Raw genomic sequence first — 17,098 nt, 5'->3', positions numbered from 1 at the left:
GATTGCCCTGTCACTCAGTGACGTCCAGGCCTCAAAGCGTCCCCTACGATCCAGGTGTCACCTGCACTTCTGTAGGCTCGCGCGTTCTAGCGCTAGCGCGCGCCTAACCCTCGAATCTGTCAAGCTTGCAGCTTCATAAGGCAAACAAAATAAGCAAGATATTGATGCCGATGAGTTTCTGCTGCTCCGGTAAAATAAGGACGGAAGACACGGTAGTTCTTCCAAGCCCAAAGGACTCCCAATCTTCAGGCCTTTATCTTCAAGTCCTTCTTTATCAATGCTTGCCTTTAAGCTCCTTGATAAGGGATACTTTGCGACACAAGTCCGGGGCTAAGTTCAATGGATTGAGGATTTTGACGCAATTGGTAGCAGGGGGTGGTCACCCGCGATGCAGGAAGAAGAACCGCATCAGGAACAGGATGGCCAGGACATAGAGCATCCAGCTTGACCGCTTGGCCCGCCCGGTCAGGATCTCAAGCGCCGCATAGCTGGTGAGTCCGAAGCTCAGCCCATCGGCGATCGACCAGGTCAGTGGGATCGTCGTCACCGTCAGGAATGCCGGAATCGCAATTGCCGGCTCGGTCCACTCAATCTGTCCGAGGCCCGTGACCATCAGGCCGCCCACCAGGATCAGCGCCGGAGCGGTGGCGAAGCTGGGAATCGCACCCACCAATGGAGCGATGAACAGCGAGACCAGAAACAGAAGCCCGGTCACAATCGCGGTCACCCCCGTTCGTCCCCCCGCGGCTACGCCCGCCGAGGACTCGATATAGCTGGTGACCGTGCTGGTTCCGGTCAGTGAGCCGACGATGGTAGCGGTCGCATCCGCGAAGAAGATCCGGTTTAGCCTGGGAATCCGGTGGTCCGGAGTCATCAGCCCGGCGCGGTCCGAGACCGCGACCAGCGTCCCGATGTTGTCGAACAGGTCGACAAAGAGGAAGACGAAGACGATCTCCGCCGCGCCGATCCGGAGCGCTCCGGGAACATCGAGCCGGAAGGCCGTCTCGCCCAGCGAAGCGAGGCTGTAGGGAACCGGCGTCCAGTGGACTTGCCCGAAGGCGAGCCCGGCTGCCATCGTTCCCAGCACACCAATCAGCATCGCTGCTCGCACCCGCAGCACCTGCATCGTTGCAATCAACACCAGACCGAAGAGCGCCAGCGCCGTCGAGGGGGTGTGCAGATTGCCAAGCGCAACCGTAGTGGCCGCGTTCGGAACGATGATGCCAGCGTTGCGAAATCCGATGAAGGCGATAAACAGGCCGATTCCGCCCGCCACCGCGGCATGAAGCTGATGCGGGATCGCGCTCACCAGCAGCTGCCGGATTCCTGTAAAGGTGAGCACAAGAAAGATCACACCCGAGAGAAAGACCGCCCCCAGGGCCGTCTGCCACGGAACGTGCATCGCCTTGACGACCGTATAGGTGAAGTAGGCATTCAAGCCCATCCCCGGGGCCAGGGCCAGCGGATAGTTGGCAAGCGCTCCCATCAGCAGGCTGCCAAAGGCGGCGCATAGGCAGGTGGCGGCGGTCACCGCCGCGATGGGCATCCCGGTCTCGTGAAGAATCGCGGGATTGACGAAGATGATGTACGCCATCGTAATGAAGGTGGTGAACCCTGCCAGGATCTCCGTGCGCCAGTCGGTGCCGCGCGTCGCGAAGCCGAAGTAATGTTCAAGTCGTGAGCGCATGCACCTCTCGTCTGCCGGTGAATAAAATGGGACGGACCCAGTTTCAGAATACGTGAGGGAAAAAGATCTTGACGGCAGATGAAGTAAAACGCCTCCTCGGGCTCACGCCCCATCCTCGAGAAGGTGGCTGGTTCATCCAGACCTATGCCGCCGACGAAGTCATCTCTCCGTCTGCCTTCTCCGACGCACGTTATCCAGGCACGCGCCGAACGTCCACCGCAATCTATTACCTGCTTGAGCCCGAGACCTTCAGCGAGATGCACCGTCTCCGTTCCGATGAAGTCTTCCACTTCTACGCCGGCGATCCGATCGAGATGCTGCAGCTCTCTCCCGATGGCGACGGGCGGACAATCGTGATCGGCAATGACCTGGCCGCAGGTCATACACCTCAGGTCGTCGTGAAAAGGGAAGTCTGGCAAGGCGCGCGCCTCATCGAGGGCGGAAGCTGGGCTCTGCTTGGATGCACTGTCAGCCCGGGCTTCGAATACGAAGATTACGACACCGGGAAACGTGCAGAGCTCACCGCGAATTGGCCTGCCTTCGAAGAGAAGATCGTCGCGCTTACGCATTCCTGATGCAAGGGATGAGAGACTGATCGGGATAAAAATGGAGGCGGATGCCCGCTTACGAGTTCACGCTCATCGTCTTCTTCATCTCGATCACCGCCGGTCTGGTGGGCTCTCTGACCGGCCTCGGCGGCGGAGTCATCGTCACCCCCGCTCTTACGCTGCTCCTTGGCGTGGACATCCGCTATGCGATCGGCGCAAGCCTCGTATCCGTCATCGCTACCTCCTCGGGTGCGGCGGCGGCCTACGTCAGGGACGGACTCTCGAATATTCGAATCGGAATGTTCCTTGAGCTCGCCACGACGGTTGGCGCGATCTGCGGAGCTCTTCTCGCCAGCAAGATCCCAACCACGGTGCTCGCCGTCATCTTCGGTCTCGTCCTTCTCCACTCCGCCTGGCAGACCAGCCAGATGCGGCGCGAGGTCGTCGTCGCCGCCGGTGGAACTCCTTTCGCGGACCGATTGAAACTGAATGGCATCTACCGGTCGCGCACGGAGACAATTCCATACTCTGTCTCGCATCCCGGAGCCGGATTCAGCCTGATGTACGTGGCGGGCTTGCTCTCCGGCCTTCTCGGCATCGGCTCGGGAGCGCTGAAAGTCATCGCAATGGACCGCATCATGGGAATCCCCTTCAAGGTCTCCACCGCGACCAGCAGCTTCATGATCGGCGTGACCGGAGTTGCCAGCGCGGCCATTTACCTTAAGCGCGGATACATTCATCCAGTTATCGCGCTGCCGGTCATGCTCGGCGTCCTCGGAGGATCGATGGTCGGAGCGCGCCTGCTTCCACGGCTGCCGGTTCCGTTTCTGAGACGCATGTTCGCTGTAATCGTCGCCGTGATTGCAATTCAGATGATCATCGAAGGGCTGAGAGGGAGACTGTAAGCATGGACATCCAGGACAAGCAGCTCCAGCGCATGATCGGCCTGACGCTTCGCAGCGGCGTTCTCGTCGCGGTGTTGATCGGAGTCTTTGGCGGAACCATCTTTCTTCATTCGCATCGCCACGATCCTGTGACGTTTCAGGTCTTCGCCGGAAGCCAGTCCCTTTATGCTTCTCCTCTGCGAACGGCTCGGCAGGCACTTCTTCCGCAGATTGAGGACAAAGAGAACCGAGGTCTTGCGATCGCTCAGATTGGCATCATCTGTCTTCTGCTGACGCCGATCATTCGGGTTGCGCTGTCGATCGTCGGCTTTGCGATGGAGCACGACGGAATCTACGTTGCGATTACGGCGATCGTCCTGGCGACTCTGACGTGCAGTCTCCTGTTGCATTGAAGAAAGCAGCTTTTCTGCACTTGATTTGCCGCCGCAAATCCATGTAATGTTGAATCTAGATTTAGGACTAAATAGGTCCGTAATCAAAATGAGACAGATTGCCGTGGAGTCTTTTGGCGAAGCGCCACGGTAATCGGAGATCGGGAACGCGGGGGTGCAGGATACTCCGCGGCCTAGGAGACGACTGCAATGAGTCAACGTAGAAAGTTCAAGATCCAGCGTTCGCTGGGTGTGGAGTTGCCCGGCCTTGGAAAGCCGGGAGCCCTTGAGAAGCGCAACTATCCGCCGGGGCAGCACGGGAAATCGCGCCGGTCGAAGCCTTCAGAGTATGCCGTGCAGCTGAAGGAGAAGCAGAAGCTCCTCTTCCACTACGGCATTCGCGAAGAGCAGCTACGCCGCTTCGTCCGCAAGGCCAGAAGCGCAAGTCCGTCGAACTGGATCGACAGCCTGATCGGGTTGCTGGAGCGCCGGCTCGACAACATCGTCTTTCGTTTGGGATTCGCACGCAGCATTGCGGCGGCGCGGCAGCTCGTCTCCCACGGACACATCCTGGTCGATGGCCGTCGTCAGACCATCGGTTCGATGGTCCTGCGCGTCGGAGAGCGGGTGCACCTGGCAGAGAAGGCTCTTGTGATCGCAGCGATTCAAGCATCCCGCCAGAGTCCGCGGCTTGGGCTGCCGTCCTATCTGCAATTCGAAGCCGAGGAGGCGAAGGAGTTCGGCAAGGTTCTCTCGGTTCCCGGTCCGGAGCACATCCCCTTCGAGTTCAACAAGACCCAGGTCGCCGAGTATTACGCCAAACGAGGCGTCTGACGCGAGAGATTAAAAGAAAAATGGGCTGCCAGATCGGCAGCCCATCGCTACTTAAGGGATCGTAATTTGCTAGGCGATTGCGGCGTTGACCAATGCCTGAGCCTCACTCTGAATCTGCTTGAGATGATCGGCGCCTTTGAAGCTCTCCGCGTAGATTTTATAGACGTCTTCGGTGCCGGAGGGGCGAGCTGCGAACCAGCCATTCTCCGTGGTGACCTTCAAGCCTCCAATTGGGGCGTGGTTTCCCGGAGCTTCGGTGAGGATCGCGGTGATCGGTTCTCCTGCAAGCTCCTTTGCCTTGACCTGCGAGGGCGAGAGCTTCCCGAGCTTGGCCTTTTGTTCCTTGCTCGCCGCGGCATCGATGCGCTGGTAGACAGGATCGCCATACTTCGCAGTCAGCTCGCGATAGAGTTCGCCGGGATCGCGTCCAATGCGCGCTGTCATCTCGGCGGAGAGCAGGCCGGGGATGAATCCGTCCTTATCGGTGGTCCAGACCTTGCCGTTGCGGCGGAGGAAGCTGGCTCCCGCCGACTCTTCGCCACCGAAGCCAAGCGAGCCGTCGATAAGACCGTCGACGAACCATTTGAAGCCGACAGGGACCTCGAGCAGGGGACGGCTAAGGCCCTTCGCAACCCTATCGATGATGCTGGAGGAGACCAGTGTCTTGCCGATGGCAGTTGTTTCGCCCCATTCAGGACGGTTGGTGAACAGGTACTGGATCATCACGGCCAGATAGTGATTGGGATTGAGCAGCCCGGCAGAACGGGTCACGACGCCATGACGATCGTGGTCGGTGTCGCAGGCCCAGGCGACGTCGTATTTGTCCTTGTTGGCGATCATGCTGGCCATCGCGTAAGGGCTGGAGCAGTCCATGCGGATGCGCCCGTCCCAGTCCAGCGTCATGAAGCGGAAGGTTGGATCGACATGTGTGTTGAGAATCTCGATCGGAAGGCCATACTTCTCTGCGATCCGCGGCCAGTAGTGAACCCCGGCCCCGCCCAGGGGATCGACGGCAAGCTTCAGAGCGGTTCCACGAAGCACGTCGAAGTCGATGACATTGGAGAGATCGTTGACGTAGGCGGTGATGTAGTCGTGCCGGTAGGTCTTGTCGGCGGCGAGGGCGCGGGCGTAGGAGATGCGTTTTACATCCTTCAGGCCGCCGGCGATGATCTCGTTGGCGCGATTCTCAATCCACTTGGTGGCGGCGGTGTCTGCCGGTCCTCCGTTGGGAGGGTTGTACTTGAAGCCTCCATCTTCAGGAGGATTGTGCGAGGGCGTAATCACGATTCCGTCGGCGCGATGCAGCTTCAGATTCGCGTTGCGGGTCAGGATGGCATGCGAGAGCACCGGCGTGGGCGTGTAGCCGAGATGTTCATCGATCATCACTTCGACATCGTTGGCTGCAAGTACCTCGAGAGCGGTGGTGAATGCAGGCTCGGAGAGAGCGTGGGTGTCGCGGGCGAGGAAGAGCGGACCCAATGTACGCTCGCCGGTGCGATATTCCACGATAGCCTGGCTGATCGCGGCGATGTGATCGTCGTTGAAGGAAGCGGCAAAGGACGATCCGCGATGTCCGGAGGTCCCAAAGGCGACACGCTGCGCGGGAATCGCAGGGTCGGGGTGAAGAGCATAGTAAGCGGTGATGAGACGTGGAGTGTCGACCAGGGAGTCGAGGGAGGGAAGATGGCCGGGCTGATTGGTCTCATTGGAACGCATAGGTGATGGATATCCTCTTTCTTACGTTAACTTTTATCCGTCTTCTCTATGAGATGCAGGCAGCTTGAGGAAAACCATTCTCGTGACGAAGATGGTGCACGGATATCGATGATGCTACAGAAGTTGTAGGCTCTGCCAGTTGTATTTTGGACAGTCATTGCCTAAAACTGAACTTACTCCCAGTCTCTGTTCTCAGATAGAGAGACGCATGGTCGTCCATGAACATGCGGCAACGTGTATCGCAGAGTTCTCTCGTTGCGCAGGATAAGTCGAGTCTTCCGTTCGGCGGGCCAACCAACGGGAGGCTCCGGCTTTTGGGATCTCAAGGAGTATTGCACGCGGATGTTCCCTCGGTGGGTGGGGCTGGCAGTAATTCTGGTAGCGACGGCAACTCGGGCCCTGGCGGTTGGGGCAACCCTGGTAAGCGATACTCATGTAAATTCAGCAAGGCCGGACGCAAATAGCGGAGCCATCTCAAATCTGAATGTCGGCGCAGGCTACACGACGCTGGTACAGTTCGACCTCGGAAGCCTGCCTTCGGGAACGACGGCGGCGCAGATCTCGCGTGCGGTGCTTCGCTTGTACTGCAATCGCGCCGATACACCGGGTCCAGTAACTTTACAGGCAGTCAACTCCGCGTGGGGGGAATACAGCGTCACCTTTGCAAGCCTTCCGGCAATCGCCACAGCTTCACAGAACTTCACCGTCAGCCGCGAAGGAGTTTTTCTTTCCATTGATGTTACGGCGCTGGTGCAGGGTTGGATTACGACCCCTTCCAGCAACAATGGGATTGCCTTGGCCTCGGATGTCGCGGCGGTGCAATTCGACAGCAAGGAGAACGATCTGACCGGGCATGCACCAGCGCTGGATGTAGTGCTGGTCTCGCAAGGGCCGATGGGACCGAAGGGCGATTCGGGCGCCGTGGGAGTGCAAGGCGTACCTGGGCCAATCGGCCCACAGGGGATTGCGGGTCCTGCGGGAGTCCAGGGAGTTCAAGGTCCGGCAGGACCGATTGGTGCCACGGGTTTACAAGGCCCTAAAGGAGAGCCGGGATCGGATGGATTGACGGGACCGCAGGGGCCTGCAGGATCGCCGGGCCTGGTTTATCGGGGACCATATACGCCGACGACAGCCTATGCTCGGGGTGACGTTGTGCTTTCGGGAGGCACCAGCTTTATCTCCCTGGCAGATGGGAATTACGGAATCGCGCCCGAGTCCGGCGCGCCCTGGTGGCAGGTGCTTGCTGCCGAGGGCGGGGCGGGTCCACAAGGGCCAGCTGGAGTGCAGGGTTCGTCCGGAGTTATGGGGCCGGTTGGACCTCCGGGAGTAGCAGGAATGCAGGGATTGCCCGGTGCTCAGGGAGCAACTGGCCCTCAGGGCTCAACTGGAATGACCGGTGCGACAGGTCCACAGGGACCTATCGGACTACAGGGCCTTGCGGGGCCTCCCGGAGCCACAGGCGCGACCGGTCCTGCTGGACCGCAAGGTTCTCAAGGAGCGGCAGGTCCTGTGGGGATGACCTTTCGCGGAACATTCTCCGCATCGACGAACTATGCTGCAGGGGATGGCGTGAGCTATGACGGCGCCGGGTATGTCTCGCTTGTAAGCGGCAATCTCGGGAATGCTCCCGATGAGTCTCCTGCGATGTGGGGGAAGTTCGCGGCAGGAAGCCAGGGGCCTGTTGGTGCTACAGGAACACAAGGGCCTATCGGGTTGCAAGGTCCCGCGGGGCCTTCTGGCGCAATGGGGGCTATCGGACCTGCGGGACCGCAAGGGTTTCAAGGGCCAGCGGGCGCTGTCGGGATGAGCTTTCGCGGGGTCTTCTCTCCTTCGACGAACTATGTTGTGGGGGATGGCGTGAGCTATGACGGCGCCGGGTATGTCTCGCTCGTGAGCAGCAATCTCGGTAATGTTCCCGATCAGTCTCCAGCGGTATGGGGAAAGTTCGCGGCTGGAACCCAGGGTCCAGCTGGACCGCAAGGGGCACAAGGCCTTTCGGGCTCTCCAGGCGCGATGGGATCTCCCGGACTTACCGGCGCGACTGGTCCCGTTGGTCCGCAAGGTCCTATCGGATTGCAGGGGCCTGCAGGGCCGGCCGGAGCTCCCGGTGCAACCGGAGCGACTGGTTCGGTGGGTCCGCAAGGCCTGCAGGGCATCACCGGGGCTCCCGGTCCTGCGGGAGCTCAGGGACCGCAGGGGCCAACGGGTGTGAGCTTCAAAGGCGCCTGGTCGAGTGAAACCGGTTATCTGGCCAATGACGCGGTGTCTTTCGACGGCAGCACCTATCTTGCTTTGCAGACGAGCCTGGGGGCGCGGCCCGATACTGTCCCTTCAGCCTGGGCGTTGCTGGCCCAGGAAGGTTCTGCCGGAGCTACCGGCCCAGCGGGAATGGCTGCTACGGTGAGCATCGGCACGGTGACGACAACGGCGCCGGGAACCCCGGCCACGGTGACGAACTCCGGCAATGCCGCGGCAGCGGTGTTCAACTTCTCCATCCCGCAAGGAGCTGCGGGGACGGGCGGTGGAGGTGGTTCGGGAAATGGCTGGAGTTCCTTCGGCTCGATGTACCATTCTGTCTCGTTCAACACGAACTTCTATTCAGTCAGCAACCCAAACGCGAATGTGGCGGAGAACGAGACTGTTCTGACATGGGTCCCTCTTGGGTGCACGGCGACGACGCTGGCGGTGTATTCGCAACAGGCCAATACCATCAAGGTAACGATGCGGCTCGGTTCGCCGACAGCGATGGCAGATACGGAACTATCGTGTTCGGTATCAACCGGCTCAAGTTGCACATCGACGGGAAGCGTGAATGTTCCGGCAGGAAGCTTCGTCGATCTCCAGATTGCAAGCGCGAATGGAAAAGCGGCAGGAGTGTGGACTGCGGTTGCCTGCAATTAGTAGGCGAACCTATTGTGTGCTCGATCTGGATCGGCCTTGTCGCAGAACAAAGCTCTGAGCAGGTATGCTGTTTGTCTTACTAAATTTCTGGTGTATCGCGAGGTAGAGAAGGATGAGGTTGGTTCGTGCTGCGGCTCTCGGAGGTGTTGTTGCGGTTCAGGCAATGTGGGGAGTCGGCGCGAGGGCCGAAGGCGCACTGAAGATCGATGAGGCATCCGCAAAGATGGCCGAGTCGATCATGAAGCAATGGCCGAAGGGTTCTGTGGCAACGGAAAATCGCCCGAACAACTGGGGCTACGAAGAAGGAGTTCTGCTGGACGGCATCGCCGCGCAGTGGCATACGACCGGCAATGGGGACGAGTTTCGCTATATCAAAGCTGCGGTCGACAAATATGTAAAGGACGACGGAAGCATCGACAGTTATCACGCCAGCGCGCACAGCCTGGATGAGATCGAGCTGGGGAGGTCCGTTCTCCTGGTTTATCGCGTAACCCAGCAGCCGAAGTACTACAAGGCCGCAAAGTATATTCACGATCAGCTGGCCCTGCAGCCCAGGACGGCCAGTGGAGGCTACTGGCACAAGCAGATCTATCCCAACCAGATGTGGCTGGATGGAGCCTACATGGCCGAGCCGTTTCGCGCCGAGTATGCTGCTACCTTTCAGCAGCCTGACGACTTCACCGACATCGCCAAGCAGCTGCTGTTGATGGACCAGCACATGCGCGATGCGCGAACCGGGTTGCTACTGCATGGATGGGATGAGTCGAAGCAGATGAAGTGGGCAGATCCGAAGACGGGCCTCTCCCCGGAGGCGTGGGGCCGCGCGATGGGATGGTATGCGATGGCCCTGGTCGATGTGCTGGACTGGTTTCCCGCGGATCATCCGGATCGGCCTGAGCTAGTTCGCGCGCTAAATCGCACGGCAAAGGCGATCGTGGCTTACCAGGACAAGAAGTCGGGCATGTGGTGGCAGGTGCTCGACAAGGGATCGCAGAAGGGTAACTTTACCGAAGCCTCAGCGAGCTGCATGTTTGTCTATTCGCTGGCAAAGGGTGTACGCATGGGTTATCTCCCGCAGACGGATGAGGCTGCGGCCCGCCGAGGCTGGAAGGCGATCCAGGCGACATTTGTCGAAGCCGGGCCCGACGGCATGACCTCGCTGAAAGGTACCGTCAAAGTTGGCGGACTCGGAGGCTCTCCCTATCGTTCGGGAACCTTCGACTATTACATCGGCGAGAAGACGCGAGTGAACGATGCCAAGGGAGTAGGCGCTTTTCTGCTTGCGGGCTCGGAGCTGGCTCAGGCTGAGACAGAGGCGCTCGGGCAGGGCAAAACTGTGATGGTGGATGCCTGGTTCAACTCGCAGACCAGAAAGAATGCCGCTGGCCAGACGGAGCTGTTCCACTACAAGTGGGACGACGATGCCAACCCCGGCTTTGCCTTCTTCGGCCGCGCGTTTCAGCGATATGGCGTCAAGCTCGCGACCCTGAAAACAGCCCCCACCTTGGAAGACCTGCGCAAGGCGCAGATCTTTGTAATGGCCTCGCCCGATATCCCGGCAAAGAATCCGAACCCGCACTACATGGATAAAGCCAGCGGAGACGCGATCGAAGCCTGGGTCAAAGCGGGCGGCATTCTGATCGTGATGCAGAACGATAAGACGAACTCCGAGTTTGACCACTTCAACACATTGACGGAGCGCTTTGGGCTTCACTTCAACGCCGTGCTGCGCAATACAGTCGACAACAATAACTGGCCGCAAGGAACGATCATGGTTCCGAAGGGAACCGGTGTCTTCGAGTATCCGCACCAGGCCTACCTGAAAGAGATCTCGACCATTACGATCTCAGCTCCTGCCAAGTCCATCCTTACGGACAAGGGCGATGTCCTGATGGCCGTTTCGAAAGTTGGGAAGGGAACTGTCTTCGCGGTTGTGGATCCATGGATTTACAACGAATACGTTGACCGGCGAAATAAGCTTCCGCTGGAGTTCGACGGATACGATGCAGCGGTTGATCTTGCAGGATGGGCAGTCCGACAGGCGAAGATGCGTTAGAGGTATGTTTTCAGCGAATGGCGAAGCCTCTGCATATTTTCGCCCAGTTCGGCTACCGCATCCGGCGTCAGCGTCTTGAGGATATATTCGATCTCGCTGGCGATCAGGCCTGCCTCTTTGTGCCCAAACATTCCGAGATTGCCGGAGAGCTTGTGCGCGACGGACTGGGCCTCGGCTCGGTTCGTCGCGTTGAGCTGACCTGCAAATGCCATCCGAACGGCGTTCTCCAGAAGGTCCAGACGTTCGCGAGTCGCTGGAAGATGTCGCTCCCACAGGTCTTCGAGAAGCGCGTGAATCTCAGGATCGGAATGGGTGCTTTGATTCATGAAGTTTCGCCATGAACGCGAATCGTGCGTGGTTGCAGCGCAGTCTTCAACTCACAGACGTATATCACATCTCCACCAGTAGTGTACTGGTGACAGCGGGACCGTCCGTAAACCTTTTCGCTAAAGTGGCAAACGGTGGCGCAGAATGGGAAGAGTCAGCCGAGGCCAGCGACGACTCCATGGGACAGAGTACTGTTACTGCGTCCATGGAGTCGCCGCTGGCTTCGTGTTGCGTAAAGGTACTTATTGCGCCTTTTCCACGTCTACGCCGAAGACGTAGGTTGGTCCGAACATATTCGAACGGAAGATCACCATCTTGCTATCGGGAGTAAAGCTTACGTTCGGCTCGAGCGTGTAGTTGTGCTTCGACATGTTGACCAGTCGCTCAGCATGAAACACGCCTGGCGTTGGCCAATCCTTGTTCGTAAGGCCATTGGTCTTCAGGATCTCCGGGTGGAACAGGTAAATCCACTCCCCATTCTTCGCCTTCGCCACCTGGCGTGAGTCTCCACCGTCCCCGGTGAAAAGGGTTGCGCCCTTGTTCACGTTGAAGTGAATCGACCACTCGTCGCGCTGAAGGTGATACCACAGCCGGTCCTTTGTCTTCACGTTGAGTGAGGCGAGCCAGAAGTCTTCGCCCTTGGGAGTTTGCAGGTCATACCAGAGCGTCTCGCCGTCCTTGCCCCAGAACTCGTGGCCGGCAATCTCGCCCGGCATAGTGCGCTGATGCATCAACTGGTTCTGCGTGCCATCCGTACGGATCGTCCAGATGCGATCGACCTTCTGCCATGGGCCTTCGTGGCAGTACATCAGCAACGTTGGATCGGTGGGTGAGAAGAGTAGGTGATTCACCCAGTCGGTGCTGTGGAGCAGGGGAGTGATCTTTCCGTTGCCGGTCAGATCGATGGTGAAGAGCACCAGCGGAATTCGTGCCGCAAGCCTTCTCTCCATCATCTCGCCCTTGTTCGCCGCCTGTTCGAGCGGGCTGGTCTGGTTGCTGCCGGGCGCGGCCTGCTTGCCGCCGTTGGCTCCGAACTGCTCGTTGGGCTTGTCAACTTCGTCGTAGGTTCCGGCTGCTAGGGTCTCGTCGGCGTTCACCGTGATGACGCGGCCACGAGGAGGAACCTTCGCCAGCATCTTCGTCTCACGCGTGTCCAGATTCGTCTTGTAGATCGCGTCTTCGTCCGTCTTGATGTAGAAGATGGTCGGCGTTTTATGCCCGACCTCCATCGTACGGACTTTGCCTTTCACAACATTTCGCGTGGCGTGTGTTTTGAGGTTCAGCACGTTGATGCCGTCAGGAGTTGTGTAAACCATTTCGGTACCGTCAGGCGTGTAGCCGTTGACGTTGAAGTAGAAGCTCGCGGAGCCGGGTTCATCGGTCAGACGGGTGATGCGATGGCCGGTGTCCTTGTCGATCCATGTCTTGGGAGGATTCTTGATCTCATCCTGCGTCGGCATCTTGTCCGGGGTGCGAGTGTCCGGACGGGCCTGTGCAATCGCAACAGGGCAGAGCAGAGTGGCAAGTGAAGCTGTGAACAAGACATTTCTCGACAGCGAGAACGACATGAAAATCCTTTCGCGTACGACGCAACTGAAAAGAAGATGCCCGATGGGATAGCTTCCCATCGGGCAGAGTTTAGAAGGTGAAGTGTCCCGCAAGCTCGAATGCACGCGGATTCGTATTGCTCTTTACGGAGGAGATGGTGCCGAACGCCGATGATCCCCAGACGGCGTTTGGGCTACCAAAGATGGTGTGATTCAGGGTGTTGAAGCAGTCAACCTCAACTGCGAAGGCCATTCCTTCGCGTGGTAGCGCAAAAGACCGCTTGAGCGCAGTATCGATATTCTGAGCGCCGGGGTTTGTAAGGTGCAGGGCTCCGGTGCGCGGTGCATTGCCGATCAGGTTGATGGCAGTAACGTTGGAGGGCGAGATTGTGGACGGAGCCTTGAATCCGTTGGTGTCGAAGTAGGAGATAGCCTTGCAGCCGATGCCCTGGCCAAGGTTGCAGGCGGAGCGTCCGCCAGGGCCCGTACCGTATCCGCCGTTGATGCGCGCATTGCCGGCGAAGTTTGGATTGAGATCAGGCATGCACTGGCCCTGTCCGGGAGTGTTGCAGCCACCGTAGGTGATGGCGACCGGGGTGCCTGACTGGTAGGTGTAGATGCCGGAGAGCTGCCAACCGCTTGCCAGCGCACGGGTGATCATGTTGCTTCCGCCGATATGGTCCTTACCGAACGGCAGACTCCACACACCGAATCCATTGATGATGTGCGGACTGTTGACGACGGTCTGCGACCGATCGATGCGGTTCTGCTTGTAGCTCTGGCCTCCCCCTGAAATAGCTGCAGAGGGAATATCGAAACCGCTGCGGAAGGTTCCATCATCACCAATGTTGCGGGACCAGGTGTAATTGACCTGGAAAGTCAGGCCGCGCGACAGACGTTGCTCCACGGTGACCTGGAGAGAGTTATAGCTGAAGTTGCCGACGTTGCCCCAGGTATCGGTTACACCGCTGTACTGAGGGAATGCGGTGAGGCCTTGTGCGATGGTTGCGGATCCGGAGCCTGCCGCTGCCGCTGCCTGAAAGTAGTCAGGAATTTTGATGCCGGGCATTGCTGCCAGGGCTTTGTTGACGTTTGCTGAAGTTGCAGGAGCCTGCAGCAGCGGAACAGAGCCGCCACTGAGGCTGGTGCCTACCTGGTTGCCCAGGCCGGCGAGGTAGATGGGATTGAGCTGATTGGACCAGTAACCGCGAGCCGATCCCTGGCCGGTATTCGTGGAGTTGATCAGGTGATGGCTCTGGTTGCCGACGTAGTTGATTCCCAGCGTCATATTGTTCGTAAGTGCGCGTTGCATGCCCACGTTGTAAAACATGAAGTCTGGAGCACGGCTGGAGAAGTAAGGATCGGCGTAAGAGACTCCGGCTGCTGTCACCGCCTTACCGTTGCTGCCGACATAGTTGCCCGCGTTCAGCATCTGCGTCGCGATCCCGGGTGTAGGCGGCGCAGGATAGGCATAGCCAGGGCCAAAGAGCGAGGTGTTCGCGAGGCCGATGGACTGGAAGTAGGGGCTGTTGTTCAGGTAGAACGAGGGGCCTGCTCCTGCGCCGCTGGTTACTTCTGCGGGCCCGGTCGCTGTGGTATTGAAGCCGAGTTGACCGGTGCCGCCAAAGGCGCCGCCGCGACCACCTACGCCGCCACCCTGGGAAAAGACACGGCCGATTCCGGCGCGGAAGACGGTCTTATCATCCGGAGCAAAGGTCACGCCGACGCGTGGACCCCAGTTCTTCCAGTAGGTCTGTACCGGTGTGCGGCAGTTGCAGCTTGCACCCACACCGCCATAGTTGCCCGCGAACTGAATCGCTCCCGGCGTTCCGGTGGCAGGATTGGTGAGGTTCGGGTTCAGGAAGCTCCAGCGATCCTTCACCTCGTGATACGGCGGAAGGTAGTCCCAGCGCAGGCCGGCATCGACGGTCAATTTAGAGTTCACCTTCCAGGTGTCACCCACGTAAGGAGCGATCGGGCGATAACGGCCTCCGACCTCGCTTACAGGCTGCAACCCTAACGAAGGAGGAGCGCCATTCACGGTGACACCGCCTACTGCGCCGAGCAGGAAACTCGCATAGGCATAACCGCTCGTGTTGGGACTCAGAGATGCTCCGCCCGGATTTCCGTTCTTGTCTTCAAAATTTGCCGTAGAGTTCGCGTTATAGGGCAACAAGAGAAGTCCCGTATAGGTAGCAGGGTTGGCGTTATTGATCTGCTGCCACTGGATGGAGATTCCAAAGGTCAGAGTGTGGGAGCCCTTCACCCACTGCAGGTTGTCGACGAGAGCATAGTTGTTCGGCGTCGTCTGTTGGGTCGCGGTCGCACTAGAAGGATTCGTGCCTGCTGCTGCCTGCCAGGTCTGGATCGCATTGCCGAATAGACCGGTGGCCGCGAAGGTGGAGGCAGGGAAGTTCTGGCCAGCCTGACCTGCGGGAAGATTGGTGATCCCGAGGCCGCCGATCTGGTAGGTGGGATCGTTCTGGGTCGAGCTCTCGATGTTCTGGAAGAAACGAACAAAGCCAAACTTCAGCTGGTTCACCATGGTGTTGCTGATGGTGTAGGCGTCCTGAACATCGAACACCTTGGGGAAGATGCTGGCCAGGTCGCCGCCAGTGTAGGGCTGCGGCAGATAGGGCAGGCTGTAGTTGTTGAGGTATTTCACGGAACCCAACGCGCCTACTGTGGAGATGCGATGGTTCGGGGTCATCTGGAAGTCGACGCGGTAGTTGAAGACCTGGTTGTCGAAGCCTTGCGCCAACGCCGCCGTGTAGTTGTTGGTCAGCGTGGCGGGATTCGTCGGATCGGGCAGGAACTGCTGCTGCGCCTTGGCGATCTGAGAGATGTAGCTATCCGGGATAACGTTGTTGGTAAGCACGCCATTTTTCATGGCCTGGAAGGGCCTGCGGGTGCAGTTGCCGTTGCTGCAGGTGGTAGAAGTGGGATCGTAGAGAAATGCCGGATTCGTTTTTGGATCCGTTCCAGTCTGGCCGCCGCTCCCTGCTCCGCCATTCAATTCGGTGAAGTCGCCGTTTCTCTCAAGCACACTGGGAATCGTGAAAGAAGTCGGGGGCTTCTGCGTTCGGTTGTGATAGCGGTCGTAGGCGAAGAAGAAGAAGACTCGCTTGGTTCCGGGAACATGGCCGCCGGCCGTCACGGAGAGCTCGTTCTGATGATCGACAGGCTTGGCCGAGGCGAGCTGGCCAGCGGCGTTGAGGGTTTTGCCGCTGAAGGGCCACGCGTCAAGTGAGGTGTTGCGGATGAAGTCCTTCACCGAGCCGTGATAACCGAGACCACCGGACTTCATGGTGAAGTTCGAAGCGCCTGCGCCGGCGTACTCCACGGGAGGTGTGCTGGTGACGACCTGAATCTGGTCGATGGCATCGACAGTGACGGCCTGCGATACGAGGCGGTTGTCGCCCTGCTGGCTGACAGTCTGTGCCGGGAGGCCGTCGAGATAAAGCTGGCCGAGATAGTTGCCGGTGCCGCCGATGATCGGAAGACGTGCGCCTGCGGTCGCGCCGGGTGAAAGCTGCGCGACGTAGGTGGGGTCACGCTGCGAGCCGTTCATCGCGAGAGGAAGGTTCGCGTACGTCGTGTTCTCGATCGTGAGTCCGATCGTGGCATTGGTGGTTACCAGCTGCGGCGGAGCATCCGTTACTTCCACAGTCGTGTCCGCGGCTCCAACCTTCATCGAGATATTGAGAGCGGTCATCACCAGGGCGTTTGCCGTGAGATTCTTCTGAACGTAGTCACTGAACCCTGACATCTTGACCCGCACCGTGTAGCTGCCCGGAAGAATCGGTGACACGGTATAGAGGCCATCGCCCGTGGTCTGACGCGTGAGAGCAACTCCCGTCGCATCATTCGTAACGGTCACGGTCGCATTGGGAATGGCAGCTCCTTCAGCGTCGGTTACCGTGCCCTGGATCCCAGCTTCACCGCCGGTCTGGGCTTGCAGATTCCATGAGGTGAGAGCAACAAGCGCGAGGAGAAAGACAAAGAATCTTCGGATTCTTCTGTCGTTGAGATGTTGAGGCATCGTTTCGCGCTTCTTGAGAGCGCTCATCGGGTGTCGCATGGATCCTCCAAAAGCCGGTATCGCAGGAATTGTTTCCGGAAAGAACTCTATGGGGTGTAAAAGACGAGTGTCAATAGGAAAATATTCTCCAATAGTAAAAAGTGGACGGATCAATTGAAGATTGA

General features: G+C 58.9%; 11 protein-coding genes. 6 read left to right on the top strand and 5 right to left on the bottom strand.

What is annotated here, in order from left to right:
- Positions 1-379 precede the first annotated feature (379 nt).
- A complete protein-coding gene (locus AC5S26_RS10395) occupies positions 380-1,687 on the bottom strand; it encodes an NCS2 family permease (protein ID WP_494184824.1) in 1,308 nt (435 codons plus the stop codon).
- 68 nt (positions 1,688-1,755) lie between these two features.
- On the opposite strand from AC5S26_RS10395, the gene AC5S26_RS10390 reads away from it, so the two are divergent.
- From AC5S26_RS10390 to rpsD, 4 genes are all read left to right on the top strand, one after another.
- Complete coding sequence (locus AC5S26_RS10390) at positions 1,756-2,262, top strand: cupin domain-containing protein (protein ID WP_494184823.1); 507 nt, start codon at positions 1,756-1,758, stop codon at positions 2,260-2,262.
- Positions 2,263-2,303: 41 nt separating this feature from the next.
- A complete protein-coding gene (locus tag AC5S26_RS10385) occupies positions 2,304-3,140 on the top strand; it encodes a sulfite exporter TauE/SafE family protein (protein WP_494184822.1) in 837 nt (278 codons plus the stop codon).
- A 2-nt stretch (positions 3,141-3,142) separates the two neighbouring features.
- Entirely contained in the window at positions 3,143-3,532 is a 390-nt protein-coding gene (locus AC5S26_RS10380; protein ID WP_494184821.1) for a DUF1634 domain-containing protein, read from the top strand.
- Positions 3,533-3,721: 189 nt separating this feature from the next.
- Positions 3,722-4,345: a 30S ribosomal protein S4 gene (gene rpsD / locus AC5S26_RS10375; RefSeq protein ID WP_494184820.1), complete on the top strand. Its 624-nt coding sequence runs from the start codon at positions 3,722-3,724 to the stop codon at positions 4,343-4,345.
- 69 nt (positions 4,346-4,414) lie between these two features.
- Here rpsD and pgm read toward each other — a convergent pair whose 3' ends face one another.
- Positions 4,415-6,061, bottom strand: coding sequence for a phosphoglucomutase (alpha-D-glucose-1,6-bisphosphate-dependent) (gene pgm / locus AC5S26_RS10370; protein ID WP_494184819.1), 1,647 nt, complete (start codon positions 6,059-6,061; stop codon positions 4,415-4,417).
- Positions 6,062-6,403: 342 nt separating this feature from the next.
- On the opposite strand from pgm, the gene AC5S26_RS10365 reads away from it, so the two are divergent.
- Complete coding sequence (locus AC5S26_RS10365; protein ID WP_494184818.1) at positions 6,404-8,962, top strand: DNRLRE domain-containing protein; 2,559 nt, start codon at positions 6,404-6,406, stop codon at positions 8,960-8,962.
- A 112-nt stretch (positions 8,963-9,074) separates the two neighbouring features.
- Positions 9,075-11,018, top strand: a complete 1,944-nt coding sequence (locus AC5S26_RS10360) for a glycoside hydrolase family 88 protein (protein WP_494184817.1) — start codon at positions 9,075-9,077, stop codon at positions 11,016-11,018.
- On the opposite strand, the gene AC5S26_RS10355 is transcribed toward AC5S26_RS10360, so the two are convergent.
- The 3 genes from AC5S26_RS10355 to AC5S26_RS10345 all read right to left on the bottom strand — a co-directional run bounded on the left by AC5S26_RS10355 (position 11,015) and on the right by AC5S26_RS10345 (position 16,973).
- Positions 11,015-11,344 carry an Hpt domain-containing protein gene (locus AC5S26_RS10355; RefSeq protein WP_494184816.1) on the bottom strand — a complete coding sequence of 110 codons (330 nt, stop codon included), beginning with the start codon at positions 11,342-11,344 and terminating at the stop codon, positions 11,015-11,017. The two genes, AC5S26_RS10360 and AC5S26_RS10355, sit on opposite strands and share 4 nt — an antisense overlap.
- Positions 11,345-11,587: 243 nt before the next feature.
- Positions 11,588-12,886: an oligogalacturonate lyase family protein gene (locus AC5S26_RS10350; protein ID WP_494184815.1), complete on the bottom strand. Its 1,299-nt coding sequence runs from the start codon at positions 12,884-12,886 to the stop codon at positions 11,588-11,590.
- A 97-nt stretch (positions 12,887-12,983) separates the two neighbouring features.
- On the bottom strand, positions 12,984-16,973 hold the full coding sequence (locus tag AC5S26_RS10345; RefSeq protein ID WP_494184814.1) for a carboxypeptidase-like regulatory domain-containing protein: 3,990 nt from the start codon (positions 16,971-16,973) through the stop codon (positions 12,984-12,986).
- Positions 16,974-17,098 lie beyond the last annotated feature (125 nt).

This window comes from Edaphobacter sp. FHG110511_03 (assembly GCF_059115365.1).
The sequence above is the reverse complement of the archived record's forward strand: the minus strand, read 5'-3'. Positions and strand labels throughout refer to the sequence as shown.

Coding starts and splice junctions, on each gene's coding strand:
- AC5S26_RS10395 (WP_494184824.1), bottom strand. CDS start 1,687: ATGCGCTCACGACTTGAACATTACTTCGGCTTCGCGACGCGCGGCACC.
- AC5S26_RS10385 (WP_494184822.1), top strand. CDS start 2,304: ATGCCCGCTTACGAGTTCACGCTCATCGTCTTCTTCATCTCGATCACC.
- AC5S26_RS10380 (WP_494184821.1), top strand. CDS start 3,143: ATGGACATCCAGGACAAGCAGCTCCAGCGCATGATCGGCCTGACGCTT.
- rpsD (WP_494184820.1), top strand. CDS start 3,722: ATGAGTCAACGTAGAAAGTTCAAGATCCAGCGTTCGCTGGGTGTGGAG.
- pgm (WP_494184819.1), bottom strand. CDS start 6,061: ATGCGTTCCAATGAGACCAATCAGCCCGGCCATCTTCCCTCCCTCGAC.
- AC5S26_RS10365 (WP_494184818.1), top strand. CDS start 6,404: ATGTTCCCTCGGTGGGTGGGGCTGGCAGTAATTCTGGTAGCGACGGCA.
- AC5S26_RS10360 (WP_494184817.1), top strand. CDS start 9,075: ATGAGGTTGGTTCGTGCTGCGGCTCTCGGAGGTGTTGTTGCGGTTCAG.
- AC5S26_RS10355 (WP_494184816.1), bottom strand. CDS start 11,344: ATGAATCAAAGCACCCATTCCGATCCTGAGATTCACGCGCTTCTCGAA.
- AC5S26_RS10345 (WP_494184814.1), bottom strand. CDS start 16,973: ATGCGACACCCGATGAGCGCTCTCAAGAAGCGCGAAACGATGCCTCAA.